This window comes from Endozoicomonas sp. 8E, assembly GCF_032883915.1.
GTDB lineage: Bacteria > Pseudomonadota > Gammaproteobacteria > Pseudomonadales > Endozoicomonadaceae > Endozoicomonas_A.
Genome location: NZ_CP120717.1, coordinates 4,614,277 through 4,640,882 on the forward strand (window position 1 = coordinate 4,614,277; position 26,606 = coordinate 4,640,882).

27 protein-coding genes are annotated in these 26,606 nt (G+C 47.6%); 20 read left to right on the forward strand and 7 right to left on the reverse strand.

Translation table 11 applies throughout. The features are described 5' to 3' along the window. The first annotated feature begins 61 nt into the window (after positions 1–61). From P6910_RS15415 to P6910_RS15445, 7 genes are all read left to right on the forward strand, one after another. On the forward strand, positions 62–739 hold the full coding sequence (locus tag P6910_RS15415; RefSeq protein WP_317142170.1) for a hypothetical protein: 678 nt from the start codon (positions 62–64) through the stop codon (positions 737–739). A gap of 150 nt (positions 740–889) precedes the next feature. Next, complete coding sequence (locus tag P6910_RS15420) at positions 890–1,990, forward strand: RING finger protein (protein WP_317142171.1); 1,101 nt, start codon at positions 890–892, stop codon at positions 1,988–1,990. Positions 1,991–2,594: 604 nt separating this feature from the next. Then, complete coding sequence (locus P6910_RS15425; protein WP_317142172.1) at positions 2,595–3,431, forward strand: type II CAAX prenyl endopeptidase Rce1 family protein; 837 nt, start codon at positions 2,595–2,597, stop codon at positions 3,429–3,431. 385 nt (positions 3,432–3,816) lie between these two features. Continuing rightward, positions 3,817–4,749, forward strand: a complete 933-nt coding sequence (locus P6910_RS15430) for a 2Fe-2S iron-sulfur cluster-binding protein (RefSeq protein WP_317142173.1) — start codon at positions 3,817–3,819, stop codon at positions 4,747–4,749. A gap of 100 nt (positions 4,750–4,849) precedes the next feature. Continuing rightward, positions 4,850–5,158, forward strand: coding sequence for a BolA family protein (locus tag P6910_RS15435; protein WP_317142174.1), 309 nt, complete (start codon positions 4,850–4,852; stop codon positions 5,156–5,158). A 126-nt stretch (positions 5,159–5,284) separates the two neighbouring features. Next, positions 5,285–5,707, forward strand: coding sequence for a hypothetical protein (locus P6910_RS15440; protein ID WP_317142175.1), 423 nt, complete (start codon positions 5,285–5,287; stop codon positions 5,705–5,707). A 181-nt stretch (positions 5,708–5,888) separates the two neighbouring features. Beyond that, on the forward strand, positions 5,889–6,575 hold the full coding sequence (locus P6910_RS15445; protein ID WP_317142176.1) for a DUF3313 domain-containing protein: 687 nt from the start codon (positions 5,889–5,891) through the stop codon (positions 6,573–6,575). Positions 6,576–6,641: 66 nt separating this feature from the next. Here P6910_RS15445 and P6910_RS15450 read toward each other — a convergent pair whose 3' ends face one another. Together P6910_RS15450 and P6910_RS15455 are read right to left on the reverse strand one after the other, a co-directional pair. After that, positions 6,642–7,262 (reverse strand): phosphoadenosine phosphosulfate reductase family protein, encoded by a 621-nt coding sequence (locus tag P6910_RS15450; RefSeq protein WP_317142177.1) that lies wholly within the window; start codon positions 7,260–7,262, stop codon positions 6,642–6,644. 242 nt (positions 7,263–7,504) lie between these two features. Then, positions 7,505–8,140: an O-methyltransferase gene (locus P6910_RS15455; RefSeq protein WP_317142178.1), complete on the reverse strand. Its 636-nt coding sequence runs from the start codon at positions 8,138–8,140 to the stop codon at positions 7,505–7,507. Between the two features lie 204 nt (positions 8,141–8,344). On the opposite strand from P6910_RS15455, the gene P6910_RS15460 reads away from it, so the two are divergent. Next, the gene (locus tag P6910_RS15460) at positions 8,345–8,623 is read left to right on the forward strand and encodes a SelT/SelW/SelH family protein (RefSeq protein ID WP_317142179.1); all 279 of its coding nucleotides are present in this window, start codon (positions 8,345–8,347) and stop codon (positions 8,621–8,623) included. Between the two features lie 115 nt (positions 8,624–8,738). Here the strand turns inward: P6910_RS15460 and P6910_RS15465 are convergent, their stop codons facing one another. The 3 genes from P6910_RS15465 to ispZ form a co-directional block, all read right to left on the reverse strand. Next, complete coding sequence (locus tag P6910_RS15465) at positions 8,739–9,437, reverse strand: TIGR04211 family SH3 domain-containing protein (protein WP_317142180.1); 699 nt, start codon at positions 9,435–9,437, stop codon at positions 8,739–8,741. A gap of 102 nt (positions 9,438–9,539) precedes the next feature. Then, entirely contained in the window at positions 9,540–9,839 is a 300-nt protein-coding gene (locus P6910_RS15470) for a YciI family protein (RefSeq protein WP_317142181.1), read from the reverse strand. Beyond that, a complete protein-coding gene (ispZ, locus tag P6910_RS15475; RefSeq protein WP_317142182.1) occupies positions 9,840–10,415 on the reverse strand; it encodes a septation protein IspZ in 576 nt (191 codons plus the stop codon). It abuts the gene before it with no gap. A 180-nt stretch (positions 10,416–10,595) separates the two neighbouring features. Here ispZ and P6910_RS15480 point away from each other — a divergent pair, with 180 nt between their 5' ends. Beyond that, positions 10,596–11,516: a PHP domain-containing protein gene (locus P6910_RS15480; protein WP_317142183.1), complete on the forward strand. Its 921-nt coding sequence runs from the start codon at positions 10,596–10,598 to the stop codon at positions 11,514–11,516. A gap of 57 nt (positions 11,517–11,573) precedes the next feature. On the opposite strand, the gene P6910_RS15485 is transcribed toward P6910_RS15480, so the two are convergent. Next, positions 11,574–13,208, reverse strand: a complete 1,635-nt coding sequence (locus P6910_RS15485) for an RING finger domain-containing protein (protein ID WP_317142184.1) — start codon at positions 13,206–13,208, stop codon at positions 11,574–11,576. 406 nt (positions 13,209–13,614) lie between these two features. Here P6910_RS15485 and P6910_RS15490 point away from each other — a divergent pair, with 406 nt between their 5' ends. From P6910_RS15490 to rapA, 8 genes are all read left to right on the forward strand, one after another. Next, on the forward strand, positions 13,615–13,788 hold the full coding sequence (locus P6910_RS15490) for a hypothetical protein (protein ID WP_317142185.1): 174 nt from the start codon (positions 13,615–13,617) through the stop codon (positions 13,786–13,788). Between the two features lie 196 nt (positions 13,789–13,984). After that, positions 13,985–14,608, forward strand: coding sequence for an L-threonylcarbamoyladenylate synthase (locus tag P6910_RS15495; protein WP_317146558.1), 624 nt, complete (start codon positions 13,985–13,987; stop codon positions 14,606–14,608). Positions 14,609–14,814: 206 nt separating this feature from the next. Further along, the gene (locus tag P6910_RS15500; protein WP_317142186.1) at positions 14,815–16,029 is read left to right on the forward strand and encodes a tryptophan--tRNA ligase; all 1,215 of its coding nucleotides are present in this window, start codon (positions 14,815–14,817) and stop codon (positions 16,027–16,029) included. 142 nt (positions 16,030–16,171) lie between these two features. Continuing rightward, the gene (locus P6910_RS15505; protein ID WP_410493839.1) at positions 16,172–17,035 is read left to right on the forward strand and encodes a segregation and condensation protein A; all 864 of its coding nucleotides are present in this window, start codon (positions 16,172–16,174) and stop codon (positions 17,033–17,035) included. Continuing rightward, positions 17,035–17,958 (forward strand): SMC-Scp complex subunit ScpB, encoded by a 924-nt coding sequence (scpB, locus tag P6910_RS15510; protein WP_317142187.1) that lies wholly within the window; start codon positions 17,035–17,037, stop codon positions 17,956–17,958. Before P6910_RS15505 ends, scpB begins: the two co-directional genes overlap by 1 nt. A 117-nt stretch (positions 17,959–18,075) precedes the next feature. After that, the gene (rluB, locus tag P6910_RS15515; RefSeq protein ID WP_317142188.1) at positions 18,076–18,987 is read left to right on the forward strand and encodes a 23S rRNA pseudouridine(2605) synthase RluB; all 912 of its coding nucleotides are present in this window, start codon (positions 18,076–18,078) and stop codon (positions 18,985–18,987) included. A gap of 153 nt (positions 18,988–19,140) precedes the next feature. Next, a complete protein-coding gene (locus P6910_RS15520) occupies positions 19,141–19,419 on the forward strand; it encodes a YebG family protein (RefSeq protein WP_317142189.1) in 279 nt (92 codons plus the stop codon). A 641-nt stretch (positions 19,420–20,060) separates the two neighbouring features. Then, the gene (rapA, locus tag P6910_RS15525) at positions 20,061–22,931 is read left to right on the forward strand and encodes an RNA polymerase-associated protein RapA (RefSeq protein ID WP_317142190.1); all 2,871 of its coding nucleotides are present in this window, start codon (positions 20,061–20,063) and stop codon (positions 22,929–22,931) included. 128 nt (positions 22,932–23,059) lie between these two features. Here rapA and lpxL read toward each other — a convergent pair whose 3' ends face one another. After that, positions 23,060–24,010 carry an LpxL/LpxP family Kdo(2)-lipid IV(A) lauroyl/palmitoleoyl acyltransferase gene (gene lpxL, locus P6910_RS15530; protein WP_317142191.1) on the reverse strand — a complete coding sequence of 317 codons (951 nt, stop codon included), beginning with the start codon at positions 24,008–24,010 and terminating at the stop codon, positions 23,060–23,062. Between the two features lie 275 nt (positions 24,011–24,285). Here lpxL and minC point away from each other — a divergent pair, with 275 nt between their 5' ends. The 3 genes from minC to minE are packed head-to-tail and all read left to right on the forward strand — an operon-like array spanning position 24,286 to position 26,185. Next, positions 24,286–25,068 carry a septum site-determining protein MinC gene (gene minC, locus P6910_RS15535; protein WP_317142192.1) on the forward strand — a complete coding sequence of 261 codons (783 nt, stop codon included), beginning with the start codon at positions 24,286–24,288 and terminating at the stop codon, positions 25,066–25,068. Positions 25,069–25,115: 47 nt separating this feature from the next. Next, on the forward strand, positions 25,116–25,931 hold the full coding sequence (gene minD, locus P6910_RS15540) for a septum site-determining protein MinD (RefSeq protein WP_317142193.1): 816 nt from the start codon (positions 25,116–25,118) through the stop codon (positions 25,929–25,931). Continuing rightward, on the forward strand, positions 25,928–26,185 hold the full coding sequence (gene minE, locus P6910_RS15545) for a cell division topological specificity factor MinE (RefSeq protein WP_317142194.1): 258 nt from the start codon (positions 25,928–25,930) through the stop codon (positions 26,183–26,185). Before minD ends, minE begins: the two co-directional genes overlap by 4 nt. Positions 26,186–26,606: the final 421 nt, after the last annotated feature.

The following is a 26,606-nucleotide window of genomic DNA, read 5'->3' on the forward strand; positions in this document are numbered from 1 at the left end:
GCTTTCCTTGTTGTACTTTGTAGCCACAAAATACTAAAAGTATTTTTAAACGAGTAAGATCATGTTTTATATGCTGTATCTTTTACTATTTTATATATTTTCTTTCTGTACCTTGACTTGGGCGACCGTAGAAATCATTGGGCCAAACACTTTCACCTATGCGGATAGTACAGGCAGTACAAAAACTCGACAAATTCTTGGCCACACCAGGCCTGAGAATGTTGATCAATATTTACAACTGGCTACTTCCATGTCTGAAACCACCCTGAGAGTTGATAAAAATCTCAAAGAGAGAATTATAAGTAAAGTTTACGTTATTCAGTTTTCAGCTGATCCCGATGGCCTGGTTGACCAGAGTGAAAATATTGGTTTTATTGTCATTTTGAACGATGGAACAGCTCTCTTTAGTTTTGATTTTTTGTCCGCACCAGGCCAGGTTGCGAGTAGCTTCAATCAAGGCGAAGCAGGAAACAGATTAATGTCACTTATCTCCAAACATGCTACAGGAGTCGGTATGTTGGCTCAGGGCTCAACAGAGTCTTATCTCTGGTCCTTGCCCTCATCCTCATATCAAAATTTCAAGCAATCCGGCTTTCGCAGAGGCAAGAAAATAACCAATAGATATCAAGCAACCTTTCTGATTCCCTGTCTGACTTTATCTGGTCAGGGGACTTTAAAAATAAGAAATCTTGGCACATACGAATACACCATTCTTGAATCTACTTCGTTACAGTCGTAGTATTTTAATTCTGTCCTATTAAATGAAGGTCTTTAATTGAAGAATAAATTTGCATCTAGGACGAGGCTAATTTTACTATCCGTTACAATTTCATGTCTCTCATCAGCTTGTTTCTCGAATTATGAAGGACATGACGAGAGTGAAGTAACTATGGAAGATCAAAATTTTTGGTATCACACTTTTCAAGAGTCATTGTATTACTACATCTATATACCAGTGGATTATTACATAAGTCCAAGAGGTATCTTTCGTTTGTCATCAGCAATAGCAATGGGATACAGAAACTACTATAAATTTTATTTACATCGAAGAGCTGATGATAGAGTAGCTCGTGGACTTTTAAGATTTTCTCTTGCAGTTATACCTGTGAATATTATTTATGATGTTTTTGAGGATAGAGCGGCCCCAGGTGATAGTAAAATTCCTAAAATAAAAACAGATGAAATTAATGGCTCCCCTGTTTTTAAAATAGAGTTTTCAGGCTTATCAAAAAACAGCGTTCTACACAATATATCAAAACCATTACGCAGCCGTGGTGTGAAAAGCATTACATTCACCTCTTCTATAATAGACGACGAAATACATATTTTAGGAGATTTAACACAGACTGGCAAAAAAAATAAAATATTCTTTGATATTTCTTTTCCTAAATTAAATTCTGATAGCTATTATTGGCTTGAGCTTTGTTGCAACAAATATATTAATTGTAATACTTCTTCCTCAACTCCACTGAGTGTACTGTCAGAAGAAGTGGTCGATGAGTTAGTCTTTTTTTTAGATGGAAACTATGATCCCCTAGTTTCAAAAAGCAATTTTAACAGAGCCAAAGGGATTGACTTTTCAGTTAATGAAGACTTTGTTGTAGCAAAAATACAACAGCGAGAGTACGATATCGTTTCTTATTCTATATGTAATACTCAAACTGATACTTTGCAAATAAAAAGCAACCAACTGCACTTCTCTAATCAAACTTTAGTTTTAGAACTTAAACAAAAGTTATCTTTTCAGCCTGAAGGGTGGCTTGCATATACCATAAATTTAGCTTTTAAACAGTTTGAACATATTTTTCTTATCGCGCTCATTGATGAATTTTTTGAAGGTTTTTTTCTGGGAGAGTGTGCTATTTGCCATAAAAACATGATCGCAGGAAAAATTTCCATGGCTGGCTGTCATAGGCATTATTTTTGTACCTTATGCCTGCGTCAATGGGCACTACTTGGCTCTGGAAGGTGCCCATATTGCAATAGGTAGTCCCAGGCATAACGATGATTACAACTTTGTGCCAAGCCCTTTGCCTGAAATTTTATGCGATAAATAAAAAGTTACCGGAAGGCTGGCACCCTGCTGCTATTTTCGTTTGGCTCTGGTCCCAAATAGTTAGTATTCCTAACATACTTGTTTCTATTCATTGAACTCTTTGGCAACAGCATAGTCAAATTAATAATTAACAATAAAATCGCTTCTTAAGGAGAAAAAATGCAAATGCCAAGAATACTTAAAGCAGATCTTCCTGATTCTTCAGAGCATCTTTCTATAAAGCTAAAGTACATTCGATTATCATTGCTACTCCTAATAGATAATTTTCGTATTCGATACCTGCACTCAGAGAAACCTGTGGTATCGCTGGACTTGCTTTTTAAGACAGTAGCGTTATACAAAATACTTAATTTACTGATGCAGCAATAAATCAACTTTTGATTACAAATATTTTTAAGTCAACTGTGCACATTAATTGAAGTAAATAACGCCTGCTTCAGCCATTTACCGAAGGGGAGACGCGTGAAAGGACGAAGTCTCGGAACAAACTAAAATCATTTGACAGCTACCATGCTTGTTTTTTCAAGGGATAAATACAATGAAAAAATACACTTTAATAATCGCAATATGTTGCTCATTAGTAACTCAATATGCAAAGTCAGCCCCTCTCCTAAAAAAAGAAGATGAATTGAGCACTTTGCACGCATTAATTAATATGACCCTCACAGATTCAGCAACTATTGATGATAGAGAATCTAATATAACGGTCATTCTTACAAAGTCGGATGCACCTCTCCTAAAAACAGAGGATGAATTGAGCACTTTACACGCAGTAACAAATATGAGCCTCACAGATTCAGATTCAGATTCAGTGAATACTGAAGATAAAGAGCCTTACAAAATAGTCGGTTTTATAAAGAGGTATAATATTGATAAGCAAATTTATTATGGATTATTATTAGGTGCAATACATTCTGCACAGTATCGAATTTTGTATTTTTGCATTTTACGCCCTCTGTCATTAGTACATGACCCATACGATGGAAAATTAACATTTGTAGAGGCTTTTACAGGAGCTATCATTGAAGAGGCTATATTTAATGGTTTGTTACTCCCTTTAATCAATTACTCTATAGAATTGGCAACTAACAGTAGCACCAAATTTGATGGAAAAATATTCATTTTAAGTGACAACAACCATCATGATGAAAAAATATTTATTATGAGTAACCTCATCAAATCCACAGCATTTGGACTTTTACACCTTGCCGGCAAGAACCCATTAATGGCACAAGTCCTGATATCAATGATCAACTCATTCGTAAGAGGACAATTTACTAAACATTATGGTTTACTAAGTGCGACTGTAGCTCATGTTACTTTAAACTCTATGGGTTATTTAGTCTACATCTATAGTGGACGAGAGCACTTTTAGCGACTAACAGTTATTAGCAGTCAAACGAGCGACATTAGTTATGACACTCAGACGCGTCCCCTCCCTAAGCCAGGGATAATAAACTCATTTGAGTACATCTAAACTTTTCAGTTTGTCATAAAGCCATTAATGACCAATAGGCTATTAGCTATTTTTTGGCTTGCATACTTCCAGGTTGGGCAAACTGAATTGTTACAGAGCACTTTATTTTCCTCTGTAAAACAGTATTTTTCCCACACGAACGTCAGGCGATGTATATTTGAAGATCTTGTTATAATCTGATGGGACACGGGGACACAACAAGTTTGTTATTGCTTAGATACAACAGCACCCATGGAAAACATTGATATTTCCGTAATGAAAAGCACTAAGGTAAGATACCATCATGCCTGTTATCACAGTGTCTAACCGGGCTTACCCGGTCGATAAAAACCAGAGCCTGCTGGACTCTTTACTGGCAATGGGTGAAAAAATACCTTTTTCCTGTCGTTCAGGTATCTGTCATGCCTGCATGATGAAAGCCGACACAGGTCAACTTACCGAGCGGAGCCAGGTCGGCCTGAGCAGTGAAAAAGTTCGTGAGGGGTATTTTCTTGCCTGCCAGTGTCTGCCTGAAAATGATATGACTGTCTCCCTGCCCAGCAGGAGCCACACCCAAGCCATCATTACCGGGAAACAATTCTTATGCCCTACCGTTGTGGCTCTGACTCTCGCCCCCAGGCATCCGATGAACTATTTTCCCGGCCAGCATGTCTTTATTGATACCGGGCTACAACTTAAGAAAGAGTGCTATCTGGCCTCAGTGCCATCACTGGATCAGACGATGGTCATCCAGGTCCAGCGCCAGGTCGCAGATCCTTTCAGCACCTGGGCGCACGATTCTGCCGAAACAGGACAGAAAATCAGCATCAGCAGCCCCCGCGGAATAAATCTATGTGGAAGCCTGCTGGATATCCCTAACCAGATACTGATCGCTCAGGAAGTGGCGCTGGCCCCCATACTGGCTTATGCCCGTGAAGCTTTGAACAATACCGAGTCCTCATCACAACTTAGAATTCATCTTATCCACGAGGCACCCAACAGCAATGATCACTTTGGTGTAGAGCTATTGGAAGCACTCTCACAAATGGATCAATTCAGTTATGCTCTGACAACCGGACGACAGGATTATGGGCAACGGCTGGACTCGGCTTTATCAGAAGCCTCATCGATTAGAGTTATTTGCGCTGGTGACGCATCATTCTGCAAACCTATTGAGGAAACCTGCTCTCTGCGCTCAGGTGCTCAATTCACCGCTCTGAACAGTGAGTTTTCCTGATCCACTTTTCCCTTCGCAACCCCCCCGTCTTCCTGTTAATCTAAAATCATATATCTGATCGTCCAAGCAAGATTAAAAAGGTGGAAATGGAAGTATGACTATGCTAGATCGTGTCAGCGACAAACTGACTACTGCCCTGGAGCTTGAACACTTTGAAATATTAAATGAAAGCCATATGCACAATGTGCCGCCGGGCTCTGAATCTCATTTTAAAGTGGTTCTGGTTAGCCAGTCGTTTGAGGAACAGATGCCGGTTAAACGCCATCAGCTGATTTACAAAATTCTGTCTGATGAGATGCAGGGGGGCATTCATGCTCTGGCCCTTCATACTTATACCCCCGGTGAGTGGTACGAGCGTAAAGGCCTGGCACCTGTTAGCCCGGACTGCAAAGGCGGCAGTAAACACTGAACTCTCTCAACCGGCCACAGCCAGAGCAGGCCACTAAAATAAGCTTTCGCCAACTTCTTGGGTGAAAGGCATTTCACAATCAATAATGGAGAGCCCCGGGACGTGTGCGGCGCTGTGCAGTTCGAGTTGGATGGCCAGACCATCAAAACCTTTTTCCCAAATCCCAAAGCCCGTCTGCCGGTGATGAGCCGGCAGGGCCAGCGGATTCTGGTTCCCTGGGGACGCCGTGAGGGTCAGCCTGGCCTTACACCGCAGGGAGGTTGGGCAAGACTGGAATCCATTAAAAAGGGTATTTGGAACCGGTTTAGCCCCAGACCTGTCAAAATAAGTGTCGATGCCTTTATGGAAAAAGATGAAGCGGGCGAGAGTCATTGGTTTCTCCTTGAAAACCAACAGTTCATACAGGGGCTGATCACTACTGATGGCCCTTTTACCCGGCTTTATGTCGTAACAGAAGAGAACGAACAAAGTTGCCACAAGAGACACCGTTGGCCCAGAGTAATGGATGCAGCAGAACCCCTCAGAACCGCTTCAGGGGGACTTTTTTAGCAGCAGCTCGCCCCCCCCCCTCCTTTCTCGTCCCGATTATTGGCATCCATGCAGGTCATCACTGGATTATCCTCCGTAATGCAATGATTATCTCGGTAAATCATACTTTTCAAAAGACAAACATTGATAGACACTATACCCCAGTTAAAGCAAACACCTTAATCAAACGACGGCTCGCAACATGACAATTTATAACAAAACTCGCCGACTTTTTGCTCTGCCCTTTATACTGGTCAGCGCCCTGTTTCTCATAGCTTGCTCAACGCAACAAAAAATTGATACTGAAGAACAACCCTTCAGCGGCTATCTGGAAAACTATGAAAGACTGACTGCTTTTGATGACGATACTGCCATGCGCTGGGTCAGTGGTGATCTGAAAAAGTATAAGAAGGTCTATGTTGAGCCCGTTAATCTGTTTCCGAATTACAATGCAACCAATGATGCCCAGCGGGAAGTGGCCACTAAAGTCGCTGACTACCTGAACAATGGTTTCAGAGAAGGTCTGAAGCAGCGTGGGATGCTGGCAGAGAAGCCGGGACCGGGCGTCCTGGTCATTCAGCCTGCCATTACCGGCATTGTGTCAGAAATGCAGGACCTCAAACCCAGGCAATTCGTTCTCCCCGTCGCCGTTGCCAGAACACTGATCAAAACAGCCACCGACCGACTGGATTACATAGTAGCTCTCTATTTGGAAGTACAACTGAGAGATGGCGAAACGGGCAAGCTGGAGGGTGAAGTGCTGCGTAAAGGAATTAATAAACAATCGGACAATGATGAAGTCACCAAGGAAGATGTTAAAGCTGTTCTGGATGACTGGCTGGAATTCTATGACCGCGGTCTGGAAAAGCTGACCAACAAAGAGCAATAAGAAAAACAAATACATGGCTGCCTGTCAGAAACATCAGGCAGCCTGTCCTTACTCCCCCTTAACAACTCAGGACACCGAGGTGTGTAGCCCACACTCCCGGTTACCAATCACTTTGGTAGGGTCGTAATAATCTTCTTCAATGGGAAGATCATTCATGACCAGATACTCTTCAACATCCAGCTCTGACCAGTTCAACAGAGGGGCCACCCGGTAATAACCATCTTTGGTTTCACTGACGACCTCTAATCCCTGACGAAAAGCTGTCTGGTCTTTCCTGATGGCCGTCAACCAATAATCCGGAGAAAAACTCTGCATGGCCCGTCCAAAAGGCTCCAGTTTGACCTGACGGGTAAACTCATCATGGGCTGGCGTATCCACCTCCGGTACACCACCCATAATGGCATCACGATAAGCACGACTGTACTCTGGATGGTAAATCTGAATGTTTAACTCCAGCTTCTGAATTAAATCCCGGGCGAAGCGGTAGGTAGCCTGTGTCCCGTAGCCAGAATCAATCCAGATAACCGGCAAATCAGGTTGTATCCGGGTAGCCATATGCAGAATGGCAGCCTCATGGGGACCAAAGTTGGTGGTGACCAGCGGCTTCAAGGCCTTCTGCAGGGCCCAGCGGATTATCTCTTGTGGCGAGCGCTCGGCAAGCTCTCGGTTTATGGTCTCCAGATCCATTGACTTCCCCCGAAATGTTTCTTCTTTAACACTTATGTCTTGATTGAGTCGAACTATAGGTGATGAAGTTCCCGGGAAGCAATGGATCGTCTAGAACATATCTTTCTTTGCAAATAGTGAGTTGGACTAATGCCCTAGGAGCCTGACCGAGAACAGACTGCCGTCCTCGCTACGGGCGCTATTCTCGGTCAGGCTCCTAAAAACTTGTCACAATTAAGACAACTTCGAAAGGATGATAACAATCAAATCTTCCGTACCACATGAAGACCATGCCTGACAGGCAGGAGAACATTATCCAGATCCTCTCTGGAAGACAGATAACGGTTAAGCTCTGCAATCACCTCGTCCCGCTCATCCTGAGGATTCAAAACACCACCTTTCCAGAGGGCATCATCAATGACACAAAGCCCCCCCTGCTTGAGCATGGGGAGTACAAGCTCCAGGTATTCAAAGTACTTTTTTTTGTCGGCATCAATGAAAACAAAATCGAGCTCGCCCTCAATGGTAGGGATGGTTTCCAACGCTTTGCCAAAAAGTACTTTCAACTTATGAGAATGAGATGATCGGTCAAAGAATTCCTTTGCAATAGCAATGGCTCGCGGGTTGGTTTCACAACAGTAAATTTCACCATTCTCTGGCAATGCTTCTGCCATGGATAAAGCCGCGTAGCCGGTGAACATGCCGATTTCCAACACTCTTTTGCTATTGCTCAGTGCCACCAGCAGTTTCAGGGTTTGTCCCACCATTCTTCCCGACATGTTTCCTGGGTAGCGGGTCCGGTCCTCCGTTGCCTGGGCCAGCTCTTTCAGAAGTGATGATTCACCGCCGGTAATGTCATGGCAATATTGTTCAATATCGGGATTTACAATGACCGTCATGGCCCTTCCTTCACTGCATTAACGAGCTGATTCTATCAGGAGCCTGCTGAGTAAAAAATGCCCTTTAACCATGCTCGATTGATAAACTCATGGTAGGATTTGAAGCGGCTTCCCGAACCTCTGAACAAGTCAGACAGGAACAAGGGGCTCAATCAAAAAATAAAAAAATCCATCACTCATCCAACTCCTCCAAGGCAGTAGACTGTGACAGAAAAACCCATTGTAGAAATAGAATATTGTAGCCAGTGTCAGTGGCTGCTTCGCTCCGCCTGGCTTGCTCAGGAACTGCTCAGTACGTTCAGTACTGACCTGGGAGAGGTAAGACTGAAACCCGGAACAGGCGGTATTTTTGTCATCACCCTGAACGGTCAACAGATCTGGGAGAGAAAACAGGATGGCGGCTTTCCTCAGCCCAAGCAGATCAAGCAGAAAGTCCGTGACCTGATAGATCCGGAAAGGGATCTCGGTCACAACGACCGTTGACTTATGTTACTCCGATCAAAGTGAGCCCCTGGTATTTTCAGCCTGCTCCGGCTGCATTGAGCTATTTTTGAGGCTCTGACGATCAACCAGAGCCTTTTTCAACTATTTACGACATTTAAACCCAGTCTGACGCCGGCTTTTTGCGGAATCGGATCATTGGCAGGAACAGACCCAGCAGAACCCCTATGATTATCGTACCACCCCCATAGAGATACCAACGCATACTGCTGCTGCGAATCAGCTGGTTATTTTCAGCCTCAACCACCTCAATCCGGTTTTTCAGCTGCAAATTTTCTTCCATCAATTGCTTGTTCCGACGATCCAGTGCCTGAGGGTCAGCGGTGGCTTCTCTCAGGGCAATAAACTGAGAGGTTTTGTCATCCAGCAATCCGGTGGTCTCCTGAAGAGAACCTTTTACATTGTTCAGCTCATTCTCAGTGGCAGATAACTCAGATTTCAGAGCCGTATTTTCTTTGCTCAGCCGCGAAACGTTTGCCAGCACTTTTGGCAGACGTTCCCTGGCAGGCTGCTCGGCCACCAGATACTGACGGGGGATATAACCCTCTGATCCGTCGGCCATTCTGACCTTGCTGAACCCTTCTCCGGCATCAGCTTCGAGGACGGTCATTTTCAGCCCTGTTTTCAGGCCCCGGTGCAAAATCCGGTATTGATTACCGGGCCCTGACCGCATTGGCACATAAACGACATCCGTAACATAACGAGTTTCAGCCTGTACCGGTTCAGCCTGAACCATTGAACCCAGCAGTACTAAACCACTGAGTGATAAAAACAGTTTGGGTAAGGTTCGTTTCACGTTTTCTCTCTTAACCAGGCTACCCTGTTATCAGAATTATTCGAATAGGGCAGGATGCCTGTAAAACCTAATTATAAAAATGACAGACTTCCGGAAGGAAAATCAGGGCAGTACTCGCTTGAATGGCTTCACACTCAAAGAATGATAAACACCGGCGGCCACGTAGGGATCATCATCAGCCCATGATTGTGCGGCTTCGAGGCTGTCAAATTCAGCAATAACAATACTGCCACTGAATCCGGCCTCGCCCGGGTCGTTACTGTCAATAGCAGGACAGGGGCCTGCCAGAACCAGACGCCCCTGGGACTTCAATGCCTCAAGCCTTTCCAGGTGAGCAGGTCTGGCTGTCTTGCGCAGAGACAGACTATTGTCAACATCTTCACTGATGACTGCGTAAAGCATTTATTTTTCCTCAGCCTGTATATGTCTTGAGATCACCAGGAACTGCAAGACAACAAAGACAAAAGTAAGAATCAGGCTACCGAACACCTTAAAGTCAACCCAGAACTCGTGGAAGGTGAAAGCGACATAAAGGTTAGCGGCACCCAACAGTGCAAAGAATACGACCCAGCTCAGATTCATGCGAATCCAGATCTCATCCGGCAGGCTGATGGCATGCTCCATCATTCTCTGAACCAGACTTTTCTGACCAACAAACTGACTGCCAAGGAAGGCGGCAGCAAAGATCCAGTTTACAATCGGGGCTTTCCATTTCAGGAAGTTTTCGTCCTGAAAGGCCAGGGTCATGCCACCGAATAAAACCACGGCCATAAGCGTAATCATCTGGCTCTTTTCAAGGGTTTTGTTCTTGATGAAGCTGCCACCATAAACAATGACAGAGGCAATGATCAGGAAGAAAGTGCCACTAATAGCCCCTCCGACCTCAAGGGAATATCCGGCTATATCCACCATTCTGGGGTCCATCTTGTAGACCGTAAAAAAGATAATAAGTGGAATAAAATCAATCAGTTGCTTCATATTAAACCAGTCGGGTTACCTTGTGATTTACTTCGATATTTCGCTCAGGGCTTCTCACTGCCCAGGTTCAGAGCTCGTTAAATCATCCTGTAGTTTACTATGGAACGGCTGCATTGCCATGTCTGGTCGACTCCATCCTGCCAACTTTTTAAAAGCCTTTACAGTTCCATTGGTGGTAGAGTGTACCGACAGTTACTACTTATTTGTATCGCAATGACCCTGAATGTCGACCTCCATTGTCACACCACCGCATCCGATGGCTCAATGGGACCACTGGAAGTTTATGAACGAGCACGTGATAACGGTGTCGATATACTGGCTATTACGGACCATGATTCGGTGGCTGCACACCAGTTTCTCTCCAATAAAACGCTCGCAGGCCCCAAGCTGATAACCGGGATGGAATTATCAACCACCTGGTCTGCCATGGAAATCCATATTGTCGGTCTTAACTTTTCCCTGTCGGACCCGGATCTTGAACGAATCATCCATCACCAGTGTTCTGCCAGAAAGCAGCGATCTCTGATGATCGCCAGTCGTCTGGTGAAACAACTGAAACTTAAAATCAGTGCTGACACTCTGATGAATGAAGTCATTGATCTGGCATTGAACCGGCAGAAACAATCGCCCGACGGCTTTGTTCTATCCAGGGAAAATATCCAGACAGGCCGACCTCACTTCGCCCAGTGGCTAATTGAAAAAGGCTACATCAAAGAGATGCAAGCAGCTTTTGATAAGCATCTGTCGCACCAGAAAATAGGCAAATTGAAGGCGTTCTGGCCTCCCATGGGTCAGGCCATAGCCTGGATCAGAGCCCTGGATGGTACGGCTGTGTTAGCTCACCCCGGAAAATACAAAATGACCCGTACCAAACTCAGAGCTCTGGTCAAAGACTTCAAACTGGCTGGCGGCCATGCCCTGGAAGTCAGTGGCTGCCAGCAACCTCCCGGGCAGCGGGAAGCACTGGCCAGCCTTTGCCAGGACTTCGAACTCAGAGCCTCAAGAGCCAGTGACTTTCATACCCCCGCCAACCCTTGGGTAGAACTGGGCAGAGCGCCAGAACTTCCCAAGGGTACCCTGCCTGTCTGGGAGAAATGGTAGATGATTTTCTAATGCCTGAGTGCCAGAAAACACTGATTCTCTCGTTCCCTCGCTCAATTAACCATCCCTCCATAGTTCGGTAACTTTTGCTAAGTGGCCGGAACTTCTGGTCAACACGAGGCGGCTATCTTTGCTGAAGCTGGCCGATAAGATCTTTTCAGAATGGGAAATGGTGGCTTTGCGTTGCCATGATCCGTCAGCCTTGCGACCGATGATTTTAGCTATGTGATCAAAACTGGCGGTCAGTAAATGATCGCCATCGGCATTGAAGGTGGCTGATCTGATCGAACCATTATGATGAATGGTCGTTTCTTTCCACCATGACCCATCGGTCCGCTTGCCAGTGATTTGCACCTTATTATCTCTACCAACGGTCGCCACACAGCTACCATCTGGGCTAAAGGCGGCTGTGATAACACTTTTATGGTGGGAAATGATCGCTTTTATTTTCCATGTTCCATCGTCTTCAAGGCCATAGATTCTTGCCTTATGATCATCACCAGCCGTCACCAGATAGCGACCATCCGGGCTTAAGCTGGCAGAGTTGACAAGGTTATCATGGACAATAACGATTTCTGTTTTCCATGATTTATCCGCCTGCAGACCATGGATTTTCACCGTATTATCGTTACCGACAGTCACCACATGGCGTCCATCAGCACTAAAGGTGGCTGAGCTGATCGAATCATTGTGGTTAATGAACATTTTGGCTTCCCATGATCCATCGTCCGCTCGCCCATAGATTTTTGCCGTATGATCCTCAGCAACGGTCACTAGATGGCAACTATCGGGACTGAAGGTGGCTGAGCTGACAACATCATCATGAGTAATAATGGCTTCTTCTACCCATGATTTGTCATCCTTCTGGCCATAGATTCTCGCAGTATGATCCATACTGGCGGTGACTAGATGGCAGCCATTGGGGCTGAAGGTGGCCGAGATGACACCGTCACAATGGGTAATGACGAATTCTTCTACCCATGATCCATCATCCTTCTGGCCATAGATTTTCGCCGTATGATCCATGCTGGCGGTTAATACATAGCGGCCGTCGGGGCTGAAGCTGGCTGAGTTGACAACATCATCATGGGCAATGATGACTTCTTGCGCCCATGATTCGTCGGCCATCACGCCATGGATTTTCGCCGTTCTATCGTCACTGGCGGTGATCATATGGCGGCCATCAGGGCTAATGCTGGCTGAGTTGATCCATGATTTATGAGCAACAGTGGATACTGTCACTGGAAGCATTGTTTTTCCTAAAACATTGACAGCCTCTGATACATTTGTATTCTGGCTGTTATATCTGCAAAGCTGGATAAAATGGATCAGGGTTTCATAACTTACTTCTGCTTTAAGTGTTTCCTTTATACTCCGATCGTAAATCGCCCTATTTGCAACAGCTAAAGAATTACAACCGCCAAACTCATTCAACAGCTTTTCAAATTCGTTCAGTTTTTCTCCCAGGCCATTAAATTCTTCCGGGCATGAAGGACAGTTTTCAAATTTACCGTCTGACAGACTGGTTTTCAGCCACTCATTAAAACAACCCAGGTGAAAAAGATGATCACAGGGGGTTTTCAATAACCTTGAAAACCATTTAATGGGATCAGTACATATTGAGCATTCCCTGTCATTAACTTTCACACGTTCCACATTAAATGCGTTATCACGAAAGACACTGACATCCATGTAAATATCTTGTTTTTTTTCGGGTACTATTGTGGTAGATCTTCCTGCACTCACACAAGAAGACCTTCCTTCCATTCGAGCTTGCTTAGTTTCTGGTAAGAGTGAGCTTACAATACTCGAATTCTTCCTTGTTACATCCATGCTTGATTTCTCCGAAGTCACTAATTACTGTCGATTGTCAAAAGAATCAACAATTAACTCCGTGACTTAGAGTCGGCTTAATAATAAAAGTTCAAGAATTCTTAACTGCAATTAACATTTTTCAACTCATTTATACATTCCACAGGCTATTGCAAAAGTACAACTTCGGAAAATCATGAAAAAGTAAGGAAGAGTAACATGTGTGTTATGAACCTTTTCTAATATTGTCTGCCATAATGGTCAGTTCAGGAAGAGGTTATGTAGCATGGATGCTCAATATTTTACTAATACTTTATCAGCCAGGCCATATACCTCAGAAAACTCAAAGCTGACTTCTGAACAGCTAAAACTTAAAGAAGTAGAATTATCAACCTATTTCAAATCAACGGCTATTAATGTTTTAGAAGAATGCAATAATAACCCTTGCACAACTTACTGAGGACTGTGAAACCTTATCACTAAATCAAAGCCGTTATTATCGCCCCGAATTGAACGGAACCGTTGCACCGGATTACTTCGGTGGTATGATGCGCACTCCATTTTTACTGCAAGAGAATGGCAACCTGTCGACATCCCTTTGAACACAGTGTCCAAAAGACGGTTCAAAAGGTGCAGGTTCCATGTACACAACCGCCATGAGTCAGTTTTTCCAGATCCACCCAGAGACGCCACAGCTTCGTCTGATCCGTCAGGCCGCAGAAATTCTGAGGGCTGGAGGGGTGATTGCCTACCCTACTGACTCAGCCTATGCTCTGGGCTGCCTGATCGGTGACAAAAAAGCGGTTGAGCGCATTCGCCAGATTCGTCGATTGGACGAAAAGCATAACTTCACCCTGGTGTGCAGAGATCTCTCTGAACTGGCCACCTATGCTCAGGTCGACAATGTTCAATACCGTCTACTGAAACATCATACACCCGGCCCTTACACTTTCATTCTCAGAGGCACCCGTGAAGTGCCTCGCCGCCTGATGCACCCCAAGAGAAAAACCCTGGGTTTACGAGTACCAGAGTGCAATATTGTAAGCGCCCTGCTCAATGAACTAGACGCACCCTTAATGAGCAGCACCCTTCAGCTTCCAGGTGACAATGAACCCATGCTGGACCCATACGACATTCGTGAAACACTCGAAAACCAGCTCGACCTGGTCATTGATGGAGGCTATCGAGGTATGGAACCAACCACCGTGATCAGTTTGCTGGCAGACACGCCTGAAGTCCTCCGAAAGGGTAAAGGCAATCCGGAACCGTTTCTCAACTGAATCCGGTCCAATGCACTAATCTGTTGCTGGAGAAATCCGATTTCATGGCAGAATTTTTTTACTGTGAAACATTTTTCATCCCCAATGGCGACGAGAATTTGTTTTAGTCGCTCATGGCTAATTTATTCACTGCTGGCAAAAACACGCTTTTACCGTCGTGCAAACTGTCGTACTCTGTTCATTCAGGATTCTAACGGGAGAGCCTCTTGAGCGCTGTAGACTCACAGTCGCGTGTTCTGTCTGGCATGCGACCTACTGGCCGATTACATCTTGGCCATTATCATGGGGTATTAAAAAACTGGCTTCAGCTGCAACACGAGTATGAATGTTTTTTCTTCGTAGCTGACTGGCACGCGCTGACCACTCACTATGAAGAGCCGGAAAAACTCGAAGACTCAGTCTGGGATATGGTCATTGACTGGCTGGCGACCGGCATCAATCCCGGTTCGGCCACCCTGTTCATACAATCCAGAGTTCCGGAGCATGCAGAACTGAATCTGCTGCTCTCCATGATTACCCCGCTCTCCTGGCTGGAACGGGTACCCAGCTACAAGGATCAACAGGAAAAGCTGAAGGAAAGGGATCTCTCCACCTTCGGCTTTCTTGGCTATCCACTCCTGCAAAGCGCCGATATCCTTGCCTACCGTGCGGGCCTGGTTCCTGTTGGTGCTGACCAGGAAGCCCACGTGGAGATTACCCGGGAAATCGCCAGACGCTTTAACCACCTTTATGGTCGGGAGCCCGGCTTTGAAGATAACGCCGAGGCCGCTATCGGCAAAATGGGTAGAAAAACCGCCAACCTCTACCGAAAGCTCCGCCGCGCCTACCTTGAACACGGGGATGACGAAGCTCTGGCCACGGCCAAGGCGCTGCTAAAGGAACAGAGCAATATCACCCTGGGCGACCAGGAAAGACTGTTTGGCTACCTGGAAGGGACAGGTAAGGTTATCTTGCCGGAGCCTCAGGCTTTGCTGACTGAACAGCCCCGTATGCCGGGTCTGGATGGTCAGAAGATGTCCAAGTCCTGCGGCAATACCATCGGCCTCAGGGAAGGCCAGGACAGCGTTGCGTCAAAACTGAAAAAGATGCCTACAGACCCGGCCCGCATTCGCAGAAATGATCCGGGCGAGCCGGAAAAGTGTCCGGTCTGGCAACTGCACCAAGTTTATTCAGATCAACAACGCAGAGACTGGGTTCAGGAAGGCTGTCGCTCGGCAGGTATCGGCTGCCTTGACTGCAAAAAACCCCTGATCGAAGCGGTACAGGAAGAACTGGAGCCCATTCGCACAGAGGCAAGGGAACTGGAAAACAATCCCGATGTCGTAAAAAGCATCATTGCCGAGGGAACCGAAAAGACACGGGACGAAGCCCAGGACACTCTCAGGGAGGTTCGGGAAGCTATAGGACTGGACTATCGTTGAACACTGTGTTTCAGTGAAGTATCAGCTATTACAAAATACAGGTCAGGCTCTTCGAGCCTGATCATCATAAAAAGCAGTTTAACCGTTTGTCGGTCAAACTGCTTTTTTTCAGTTAGAGGATTCGAAACAGGGTGAAGCATCAATGACCTCCACGGAAACCGTGGCTGAGCCCGGAGAACAACCCCCTGAAGAGCTGACACCGCAAGTTCAATCAGGCTCTGAGCCTGAACTCATTGAACACCAAATACGGGTTATGGGTCAGCCCATGGCCAAGCTGCCTGACGACCTTTACATCCCACCGGATGCCCTGCAAGTCTTTCTGGAAGCCTTTGAAGGGCCTCTTGACCTGCTGCTCTACCTGATCAAGCGCAACAACATGGACATCCTGAACATCCAAGTGTCTGTCATTACAGAGCAATACATGCAGTATGTGGAATTGATGGAATCAGGACAATTTGAGCTGGCAGCGGAATACCTTGTCATGGCCGCGACACTGGCCGAGATTAAATCACGAATGCTTCTGCCCCGGGTCAATGAGGACGAAGACGAGGAAGAAGATCCCCGTGCCGAGCTGATTCGTCGACTGCAGGAATATGAGCGCTTCAAGAAAGCCGCAGAAGATATTGATCAAATGCCCAGAATGACCCGGGATCTGCATGAAGCCATTGCGGCCCCACCCGACCTGGAACAGGAACGCCCCCATCCGGCAGTGGATCTCAAAGAGATCATGCTGGCCATGGGAGAAATACTCCGCCGGTCAGAAATGTACGTCAGTCACCAGGTTGAACAGGAAGCCCTGTCCACCCGTGAACGGATGAGTGAAGTCCTCTCCATGCTGACCTCTGAGCGTTTCACTCCCTTTGTTGCCCTGTTCCGGCTTGAGGAAGGCAAACTTGGCGTCGTCGTTACTTTTATGGCGGTAATGGAACTGATCAAGGAATCCCTGATCGAACTGATCCAGAATGAACCTTTTGGCCCCATTCACGTAAAGGCCCGGATTGACTAATGGAAGCAGAACAACTGCAACGTATCCTGGAAGGAGCCCTGCTGGCCAGCCAGAAACCCCTGACTGAAGAGAAGCTGGCCGCCCTGTTCCCCGAAGACCTTTATTCTGAGGAAGAGCGCCCGGATGGCAACCAGATTCGTGAGGCTCTGGTGGCCATCTCTGAAGCCTGTGAAGGACGGGGTTTTGAACTCAAAAAAGTGGCATCGGGCTACCGCTTTCAGGTCAGACAAGAATTGTCACCCTGGGTTGGCAGACTCTGGGAAGAAAAACCACAGCGCTACACACGGGCGCTGCTGGAGACCCTGGCCTTGATCGCCTACCGGCAGCCCATCACCCGGGGGGAAATTGAAGACATTCGTGGGGTAGCCGTCAGCAGTAACATTATAAGAACCCTTCAGGACCGCGAATGGGTACGTGTGGTAGGTCACCGGGATGTACCGGGTCGTCCGGCCATGTTTGCCACTACCCGCCAGTTTCTGGACTATTTTAATCTCGAAAATCTCAATGAACTGCCCCCCCTGTCCGAGATTCGTAATCTGGAAGAAGCAGCCCGGGAACTGGCTGAAGCTAACGATCAGAGCAGACCTGAGGCAGAGGCCGCTGAAGCTCAAGAGGACACCGAGGTGCAAGAGCAATCCTCTGATGAGCTATTTGCCGAACTGGATGAACTGGAAGCTGATCTGCCAGATAACTTTGACGACCTGATCCGTAAAAAGAACGTCGAAGAGCCAGAACCCGCACAACCGTTGGTTGAACAAGACACCCTGGTTGAACAGGACACCCAGACATCGGATCAGTCGGCAGAACTTTTCGCCGAAGAGGATCAAGTCTTACACCAGGCGACAAATCCGTCCTTTGAAGAAGAGCCTGCTTCTGAAACAGAAACACCCGTGGAAATATCAGACGAAATAACTAACCCCTGAGCAATGCCTGATGACCCGATAGAACAGCCGCGGAAATCCACGCTGTCTTAACCTATCCTGAATCGCTATACTCTGACCCCTTTGATTGAGAAACAGAGCGGCATAGCCGTAAATACCATGACAACTGAAACCACTCCTCCCCAGGGTGAGAAACTGCAAAAAATCCTGGCGGGCGCCGGCCTGGGCTCGCGCCGTGAGATGGAACGCTGGATCAGCGAAGGCCGAATCTCCGTCAATGGAGAACAGGCCAGCCTCGGCGACCGAGCCTCAGCCGCAGACAAGATTGCTGTCGACGGCCGCCCGGTCAAACTGGAAACCTATGCTTCCGGAATCCGCCGTGTCATTGCCTACAACAAGCCAGAAGGCGAGATTTGCAGCCGCCACGACCCGGAAGGCCGCCCGACCGTTTTTGACAAACTGCCCAAACTTCAGGGCGAACGCTGGATTGCCATTGGTCGTCTGGATATCAACACTTCCGGTCTGATGCTGTTCACCACCGATGGTGAGCTGGCCAGTCGCTTGATGCACCCCTCTTACCAGGTTGAACGTGAATACGCTGTTCGAGTCATGGGTAATGCGACAGAGCAGAAGGTTAAAAACCTGTTCGATGGTGTCGAGCTGGAAGATGGCCCTGCCCGTTTCACCGATATTGTTGACTCAGGCGGTTCAGGTATCAACCGCTGGTTTCATGTCTGCCTGCTGGAAGGTCGTAATCGTGAAGTACGCAGACTCTGGGAATCCCAGGATTTGACAGTAAGCCGCTTGAAACGCGTCCGTTTTGCCAATGTCATCATTCCTGACCACCTGCGCATGGGTCAATGGGAAGAAGTAGAAAAAACTGACATCGACGAACTGGCGGCAACCGTTCAACTATCACCCGCACCCAACGCACCCACTCGCAGAGTTGATCCAAGACACACCAAAACCGGCCTGAAAACCAGAGGCACCCGTGGTAAACCTGCTATCAACAAGAAGCGGCCCTCGCCTCACAAAAAGCCTGGTGTTTTCAAAAAGAACAGACATCGCTGATGCCATCTGAGCTCCAGCCATGGGTTGGAGCTCTTGCTAATACCCTGAATATGCTTTGATGAGTTTCCATGCTGGCCCCGACCGGGTTCCCACTGGACAGGTTAACTGTATTTATATACAGTTAACCTAAACCAAGCCTGACAGGAGAGGCCCATGTCTATTACCCCCATGTGGCGAGTTGACCGGGACGGAAGCATGTTTACAGATAAGAAAGCCGCTGAAGAATACGATCGCATGTTGGAACTGGCCGGGAATATCACCAGCCTGCTGGAAGACCGCTTTGAAATCGATGAACACCTGGCTGAAGAGATCGGCCTGATGTTCGCCAAAAACAAGGAAGCCTTCGCCAAAGCCTTTAAAGGCAAACCGGACCTGGTGCTTGAGATAGGCCAGACTTCTGAGCAAGACCATGAGGACGAGGCTTCGGCCTGAGCTGGCCCACCAATATCCGATAACCAGGAGCGGAAGGCCCTGATCCGCTCTGCCAGAAACCCTTTTTTACCCCCTCCCATTTGGGGGGTGTCGCAAAACTCCGACAACTCGTTCCCACGCTCTGAGAGGGTGTCGCAAAACTCCAACAGCTCGTTCCCATGCTCTGAGGTCCTCATTCCCGTGAAGTCGGGAATGACGGGAGTCAACTCGTTCCCACGCTGGAGAGAGTTTTGCGACACCCTCGCTCTGCGTGGGAATGCATTACCTCCACTAAAAAGCAGACTCTACAGCTTGAGATAGGTATGGGTTCCGACGCTGAAGCATGGGAACCAGAGTTTTGCGACAGCCTCATTTAGAACGAGTCAGGAATAAAGAGCATGGGCAAAAACAGTCATCCATTTCCCTCAGATTCACTTCAGATTCAGCTATAAATAGCCCTTTGTGAAAAAAAATCTTTCTTCCATTCTTGGTAGAGAAACCCTTTTTTTTACCAAAAACAGCGGTTCTACCGGTCATTTTTCCCATTATCAGACCAAGACACTAGTGAAGCAGCCCGCCAAGTAGCACTTGTACTGGTTGCTAATACAGCGAATTCCGCTAATATAGCGGCCTTTTTGTCTGGCAAGGTATGTAGTCACGACATGACGAGCTTCGTTCCTGGACAGCGCTGGATCAGTGACACCGAAACTGAACAAGGGTTAGGTACCGTTCTGACTTTCGATAGTCGCATGGTAACCCTGTTGTTCCCAACCACCGGTGAAACCCGGCTCTACTCCATTAATAACTGCCCGCTATCAAGGGTACAATTTAATCCTGGTGACAAGATAGAAAGTCACGAAGGCTGGACCATGACGGTGACGGAAGTCATCGAAGAGAATGGTCTGCTGCTGTATAAAGGCGTTTTTCCCGACGGTAAGCCCGCAGAGCTTCCCGAATCGGAACTGGGCAACTTCATTCATTTCAACAAGCCGCAGGACAGGATGCTGGCTGGTCAAATCGACCAAAACAGCAACTTTTCCCTGCGTTACAAAACTCTGTTGAACAATTGTCGCCTACTCCGCTCTCCTGTGAGAGGGCTGCTCGGAGCCCGTACCAGCCTGATACCTCATCAGCTGCATATAGCCCGTGAAGTGTCTGGACGTCATGCCCCCAGAGTGATGCTGGCTGACGAAGTCGGCATGGGTAAAACCATTGAAGCCGGTCTTATCCTTCATCAGCAACTGATCACTGAACGGGCCAGTCGGGTATTGATTCTGGTACCGGAAACACTTCAGCATCAGTGGCTGGTTGAAATGCTGCGTCGCTTCAATCTACACTTCGGACTGTTTGATGAAGAGCGTTGCCGTGCGATTGAAGATGAAAACCCGTTCAACACCGGGCAACTGATTCTTTGCAGCCTGGACTTCCTGAGCCAGTACGAAAATCGTTTCCAGCAGGCCCTGGAGGTTGACTGGGATCTCTTGATCGTCGACGAAGCTCACCACCTGGTCTGGTCAGAAGAAAACCCCAGCCGTGCATATCAGGTTGTGGAAACATTGTCGTCTCAAATTCCCGGCCTGCTGTTGTTGACAGCAACACCTGAACAGATGGGACCCGAAAGTCACTTTGCCCGGCTCCGCCTCCTGGACCCTGATCGCTTCCACGATCTGCTGGCCTACCAGGAAGAGGAAAAAAGCTATGAGCCTGTAGCCGAAGCGGTTCAGGAGCTGCTGGAAAATGACCATCTGCCGGAAGTCGCCTGTCAGCACCTGACCGGCTTCCTGGGTCAGGACTGCCAGCCTTTGATCGGCCTGATCAACAATGGCCCTTCTGAACAAAGAGAAACGGCCCGCGAACAACTGCTAAAAACCCTTCTCGACCGCCATGGTACTGGCCGGGTTCTGTTCAGAAATACCCGTGCAGCCGTGGGAGGATTCCCCGGTCGTGTTGTTCAGGGATACGCCCAGAAGCTGCCTGAGCTTTATCAAATAGCCCAGGAAGAAGAAACCGAAGCCCGTGGTTCGCTGTACCCCGAACTGGCTTACCAGTCCCATATCTGTGTTGATGATATGGACCCCTGGTGGAAAGTAGACCCTCGCATCGACTGGCTGATTAATCTGCTGAAGCTGCTTAAAAAACAGAAAGTGCTGGTGATCTGTGCCAATGCCAATACCGCTCTGGATCTCGAGGACGCTCTCAGAATACTGTCTGGCATACCCACAGCAGTGTTCCACGAGAACATGACTATCGTCGAGCGGGATCGTGCAGCTGCATGGTTTGCTGATGAGGAATACGGTGCCCAGGTTCTGGTCTGCTCAGAGATTGGCAGTGAAGGTCGCAACTTCCAGTTTGCCCACCACCTGGTGCTCTTTGATCTGCCCGCTCACCCGGATCTGCTGGAACAGCGTATTGGACGACTCGACCGCATTGGCCAGACCGAGACCATCAAAATCCATGTTCCCTTTATAGAGGGCACCGGACAGGAATTAATGTTTCATTGGTATGGTCAGGGTCTGAATGCCTTTGCCGATACCTGCCCGTCTGGCAGCATGGTCTTTGAAAAATTAGGTGAAGCCTTCACTGAAGCACTGGCGCCTGAGAAGAAAACGACACTGGCTGATATTCAGCCTTTGATCGCGGAAACCGCCGAACTCAATGCAAAAATGAACGAGCACCTTCACAATGGTCGGGATCGCCTGCTGGAAATCAACTCCCGTGGCACCCTGTCCAGTGAAGATCTGATTAACGACATCGAAGCACAGGAAGAACCCAGGCAGCTCAAGCGCTACATGGAAAAGCTGTTTGAAGGATTTGGTGTCGAGTCAGAAGATCATTCCAAACATTGTCTCGTTGTGCGTCCGGGCAGTCATATGGTGACCTCCTTCCCGGGCCTTCCGGCTGACGGCATTACCGTCACCTTTGATCGGGATATGGCCCTTTCCCGGGAAGACATGCACTTCCTCACCTGGGAGCACCCCATGGTTCGTGAAAGCATGGACATGCTTCTCACCAGTGAGATGGGCAATACCTCGGTGGCTCTGTTGAAAAACAAAGCTCTGAAACCGGGCACCATGCTGCTGGAAGCGATCTATGTCGTCGGAGCTTCAGGAGAGAAAAAACTTCAGCTGGATCGATACCTGCCTGCGACACCGATTCGCTGCCTGATCGATCCCGGCATGAACAACCTCTCGGAAAAAGTGGCCTTCGATACCCTGAACGCCCAACTTCAGCCCATCAAAAAAGGTATGGCGAAGAAACTGGTGAAAGCGCAACGGGAACCGATTCTGGCCATGCTGGCCAAAGCAGAGCAAGCAGCGAAGGAACAGGTTAACCCCATTGTGACCGAAGCCTGCAAAAACCTGCTAAGCCATGTCACGGAAGAGATCAAGCGACTGGCTGCCCTGAAAGCAGTGAACCCGAACGTACGTGATGAAGAGATTGAACACCTCAAACTACGTGCCGCCCTGGGTCATCAATGCCTTCAGAAAGCGATGCTCAGACTGGATGGTTTGCGATTGATGATCGCTGGTTAACACCACATACGGCACTGGCGCGATGTTTTTCGTGGTCAGTGCCAGTGGTTGTTGTTTGTCTCATTCACAACCGGTTTAGGCTAAACGAGGCCCCCCACAGTCAGAGTATTAACCTTACGAGATACGATTCAGCTTTTCCTGTAAAAACCCACCTCACCCTCAGGCCGGGTCTTGAATCGGCGATGCAACCACATATACTGATCCGGTTTTTTCTTTACCTGTTCTTCTACAAACTGATTGACCCGGATCGCATCCTGAAGATCATCACCCTTTGGAAAGTCCTTCCAGGCCTCAAACACCTCAAGAACATACCCCTCGGAACCTGGTTTTCGGGTGACCACCATGGGCACCACCCTGGCCTTACCCATTCTTGTCATTCTGGAAGTGCCAGTCACCGATGCGGTCTGAACACCAAAGAAAGGGGCAAAAACACTTTGTTTAGGCCCATAATCCTGATCGGGAGAGTACCAGACGGTTTTTCCCTGTCTCAGGGATCTCAGCATACCCCTTACATCCCTTCGACCTAACAGACGGCTCCCCCGGTCATAACGCAGACGTTGCCTTCTCTGCATGTATTCAAAAACAGGATTCTTGTGTTCACGATAGGTCGCGTCGACACTGTGCCTGAGGGTAATCAGAGCGCCCGATATTTCTATGGTCGTAAAATGCAGAATCAACAAAAGGTTACCCTGGCCAGTCTCTGAACTGAGATGTTCAAGGCCTTTGTAGGTCACCAGTCGTTCAAGACGCTCTCTTGGCCACCACCAGGCCATGATGACTTCCATCAAGCCGATACCGACCGACTCAAAGTTTTTCTGCAACAGGGCGTCCCTTTCCGCCTCACTCAAATGGGGAAAACACTTTGCCAGATTGACCCGGGTAATACGCACCCTGCTGCCACCAAAGCGCAGTAAAAGACGACCTATCAAACGCCCCAGACGCACCATGACAGAATAAGGAAGCAATGCCACCAGGGCGGTGAACCCCAGCCCCAGCCATACCGGCCAGAACTTTGGTTTCAGGTAGGACCACCGAAAGCGATCAGCTTCCGTAGTGTTGCTTAATTCATCCGACTTCATCTATTCACCAGAAACCCTGTTTCAATAAACTTGCATAACTGGCAGACCATCAGCCTGCCTTTGTCCGGCCCTATTATCTCAGCTGGCAGGACTGAGGTCATGTTTATCAAGGGCTAGCTTGTAAAATGACTTGAGAAATATTGCTTTTGATCGTAGCCTGAGAAGCAATACGGAGCGATAGGCCAGAAAATGAAGAGCGTTGTAACTTTTTCCTATTATCCGTCAGATACAGCAAGAACATTACTGACCTTACTTCCGTAAATGACGTGGCCGCCATGAATTCAACTCTGACCTCAAAGCCGACAAAAGCCGCCTTCCAGCTCAAAGGTGGCATTTATACGCTGACTACACTTGAATTGCACAACAGCTGTCTGATCAGTTTTAGCAGGCAGTTGCAGGCGATGTCGGAAAAAGCACCCCACTTCTTTCAAGAGACACCGGTTGTATTGGCTTTAGAGAAGTTACCGGCAACGATTGCTGCCTCTGATCTGAGGGCCATTGCCGGGCGGCTGAGGGAGTCCGGTATGATTCTGGTAGCCGTCCGCGGCAGTGAGCAGTTAAGATATACGGCAGAGCGTGCAGGCATAGCCTGGCTGCCCTTTCAGAAGACAAAGTCAGAGAAAAATGTGGTCATGATGCAACAGAACGGTCAACCGATGCCGGTCGAACGTCATGAACCTGCTCGCTTAGAGCAAAAAGAAGAAACTTCAGCCACCTCAGGCTCAGAAACAAAAATTATCGACCAACCTGTTCGCTCTGGTCAGCAAGTCTATGCCCCGGGCGACCTGGTTGTACTATCACAGGTCAGTCCGGGTGCAGAATTACTGGCTGGCGGGCACATACACGTCTACGGACTTTTAAGAGGCAAAGCACTTGCCGGGGTTAATGGCAACCCCGAGGCAAGGATTTTCTGCCATCGATTTGAAGCCGAGCTGATTTCCATCAGTGGTCAGTACAAGCTGACTGGCCAGACGGAAGAATCGTCCTGGAGCCGCCACTGGGGTAAGTCTGCTTTAATAGGGCTTGCTGAGGATCACTTGCACATCAGCAGGCTTTAATAAATACTTGAACATTGACCACCACTTACTATTCACAGGATTTGAACTTGGCACGCATAATTGTTGTAACGTCAGGAAAAGGCGGTGTTGGTAAAACCACAACCAGCGCTTCATTTGCCACGGGCCTGGCCATGAAAGGACACAGAACCGTCGTGATCGACTTCGATGTCGGGTTGCGAAATCTCGATCTTATCATGGGGTGTGAGCGCAGAGTCGTTTATGATCTGGTGAATGTGATTAATGGCGAAGCAGCTCTTCATCAGGCACTGATTAAAGACAAGCACACTGAAAATCTGAGCGTATTACCGGCATCACAGACCCGGGACAAAGAAGCACTGACTCTCGAAGGTCTTGAAGCGATTTTTGACGAGCTGGCAAAAGATTTTGAATACATTATCTGCGACTCACCTGCCGGCATTGAGCATGGTGCTCTTATGGCTCTGTACTTTGCAGACGAAGCCATCATAACGACGAACCCTGAAGTTTCTTCCGTTAGGGATTCAGACCGGATCTTGGGTATTTTGCAAAGCAAATCCCGGCGAGCTGAAAAAAAGCTTGATCCTGTTAAAGAACACCTGTTGCTGACCCGTTATAACCCGACGAGGGTAGAAATGGGCGATATGCTTAATGTTGAAGACGTTCAGGAAATCCTTGCCATCCCATTGCTGGCGGTTGTTCCGGAATCCAAAGACGTACTGAAGGCATCAAACCATGGTGTTCCGGTTATTCATCAGCAGACCACCGATGCCGGCCAGGCTTACAATGATATGGTCGCACGTTTTCTGGGCGCTGAATTACCCCACCGGTTTATTGAACCTCCGAAAAAAGGCTTTCTCCAGAAAGTTTTTGGGAGTCGTGCATGAGTCTGCTGCAATTTTTTAAATCCAGCAAATCCGAAGGCAGTGCATCAGTAGCCAAAGAGCGTCTTCAGATACTGGTTGCTCACGAAAGACTGAACCGTTCTGGCCATGATTTTCTTCCGGCTATGAGACAAGACATACTGAAAGTCGTAGAAAAGTATTTCCAGGTGGCTGACAACACCATCTCCGTTCGATTGGACAAAGATGGTGACTGCTCAACCCTGGAAGTGAACGTTCAGCTTCCTGAAAGCTCCTGACAATCAGAGCCAGCTCCTCTCTTTATACTCATACAGTACTGGCATAGATTACTTCTATGCCAGTGTCTTTCCAGCGTTGAATCAAACAGCTGTTTAATACCAATCGAACTTTCTAACTCCCTATTGCGCTGAAGATTTGAACCTTAATCCTGCGTTGACGATCGTCGCCATAGCTAAGGCTCAAATCTCCATGCTCATCACAGGAGTTAGAAAGCACGATGGGTATAACACACCAGAATTTAACGCCTCCAACAGATTGCAACGTTTTATTAACACAGCGTTGCAAACTGCAATTGAAACTCTCAGTTAAGTACAAATTCAGACTAACCTAATAGTTGAGTTGCTGTTATTCTTAAATTGTATTCATGCAAAAGCCAGCACGGTCAGGAAAGACTATGAAACATCACTACTCAGCGCCATT

Bases quoted from the DNA above. Each gene is read 5' to 3' on its own strand.
- P6910_RS15415 (WP_317142170.1), top strand. From the start codon at position 62: ATGTTTTATATGCTGTATCTTTTACTATTTTATATATTTTCTTTCTGT.
- P6910_RS15420 (WP_317142171.1), top strand. From the start codon at position 890: ATGGAAGATCAAAATTTTTGGTATCACACTTTTCAAGAGTCATTGTAT.
- P6910_RS15425 (WP_317142172.1), top strand. From the start codon at position 2,595: ATGAAAAAATACACTTTAATAATCGCAATATGTTGCTCATTAGTAACT.
- P6910_RS15430 (WP_317142173.1), top strand. From the start codon at position 3,817: ATGCCTGTTATCACAGTGTCTAACCGGGCTTACCCGGTCGATAAAAAC.
- P6910_RS15435 (WP_317142174.1), top strand. From the start codon at position 4,850: ATGCTAGATCGTGTCAGCGACAAACTGACTACTGCCCTGGAGCTTGAA.
- P6910_RS15445 (WP_317142176.1), top strand. From the start codon at position 5,889: ATGACAATTTATAACAAAACTCGCCGACTTTTTGCTCTGCCCTTTATA.
- P6910_RS15450 (WP_317142177.1), bottom strand. From the start codon at position 7,262: ATGGATCTGGAGACCATAAACCGAGAGCTTGCCGAGCGCTCGCCACAA.
- P6910_RS15455 (WP_317142178.1), bottom strand. From the start codon at position 8,140: ATGACGGTCATTGTAAATCCCGATATTGAACAATATTGCCATGACATT.
- P6910_RS15470 (WP_317142181.1), bottom strand. From the start codon at position 9,839: ATGCTTTACGCAGTCATCAGTGAAGATGTTGACAATAGTCTGTCTCTG.
- ispZ (WP_317142182.1), bottom strand. From the start codon at position 10,415: ATGAAGCAACTGATTGATTTTATTCCACTTATTATCTTTTTTACGGTC.
- P6910_RS15485 (WP_317142184.1), bottom strand. From the start codon at position 13,208: ATGGATGTCAGTGTCTTTCGTGATAACGCATTTAATGTGGAACGTGTG.
- P6910_RS15490 (WP_317142185.1), top strand. From the start codon at position 13,615: ATGGATGCTCAATATTTTACTAATACTTTATCAGCCAGGCCATATACC.
- P6910_RS15495 (WP_317146558.1), top strand. From the start codon at position 13,985: ATGAGTCAGTTTTTCCAGATCCACCCAGAGACGCCACAGCTTCGTCTG.
- P6910_RS15505 (WP_410493839.1), top strand. From the start codon at position 16,172: ATGACCTCCACGGAAACCGTGGCTGAGCCCGGAGAACAACCCCCTGAA.
- scpB (WP_317142187.1), top strand. From the start codon at position 17,035: ATGGAAGCAGAACAACTGCAACGTATCCTGGAAGGAGCCCTGCTGGCC.
- rluB (WP_317142188.1), top strand. From the start codon at position 18,076: ATGACAACTGAAACCACTCCTCCCCAGGGTGAGAAACTGCAAAAAATC.
- P6910_RS15520 (WP_317142189.1), top strand. From the start codon at position 19,141: ATGTCTATTACCCCCATGTGGCGAGTTGACCGGGACGGAAGCATGTTT.
- rapA (WP_317142190.1), top strand. From the start codon at position 20,061: ATGACGAGCTTCGTTCCTGGACAGCGCTGGATCAGTGACACCGAAACT.
- lpxL (WP_317142191.1), bottom strand. From the start codon at position 24,010: ATGAAGTCGGATGAATTAAGCAACACTACGGAAGCTGATCGCTTTCGG.
- minC (WP_317142192.1), top strand. From the start codon at position 24,286: ATGAATTCAACTCTGACCTCAAAGCCGACAAAAGCCGCCTTCCAGCTC.
- minE (WP_317142194.1), top strand. From the start codon at position 25,928: ATGAGTCTGCTGCAATTTTTTAAATCCAGCAAATCCGAAGGCAGTGCA.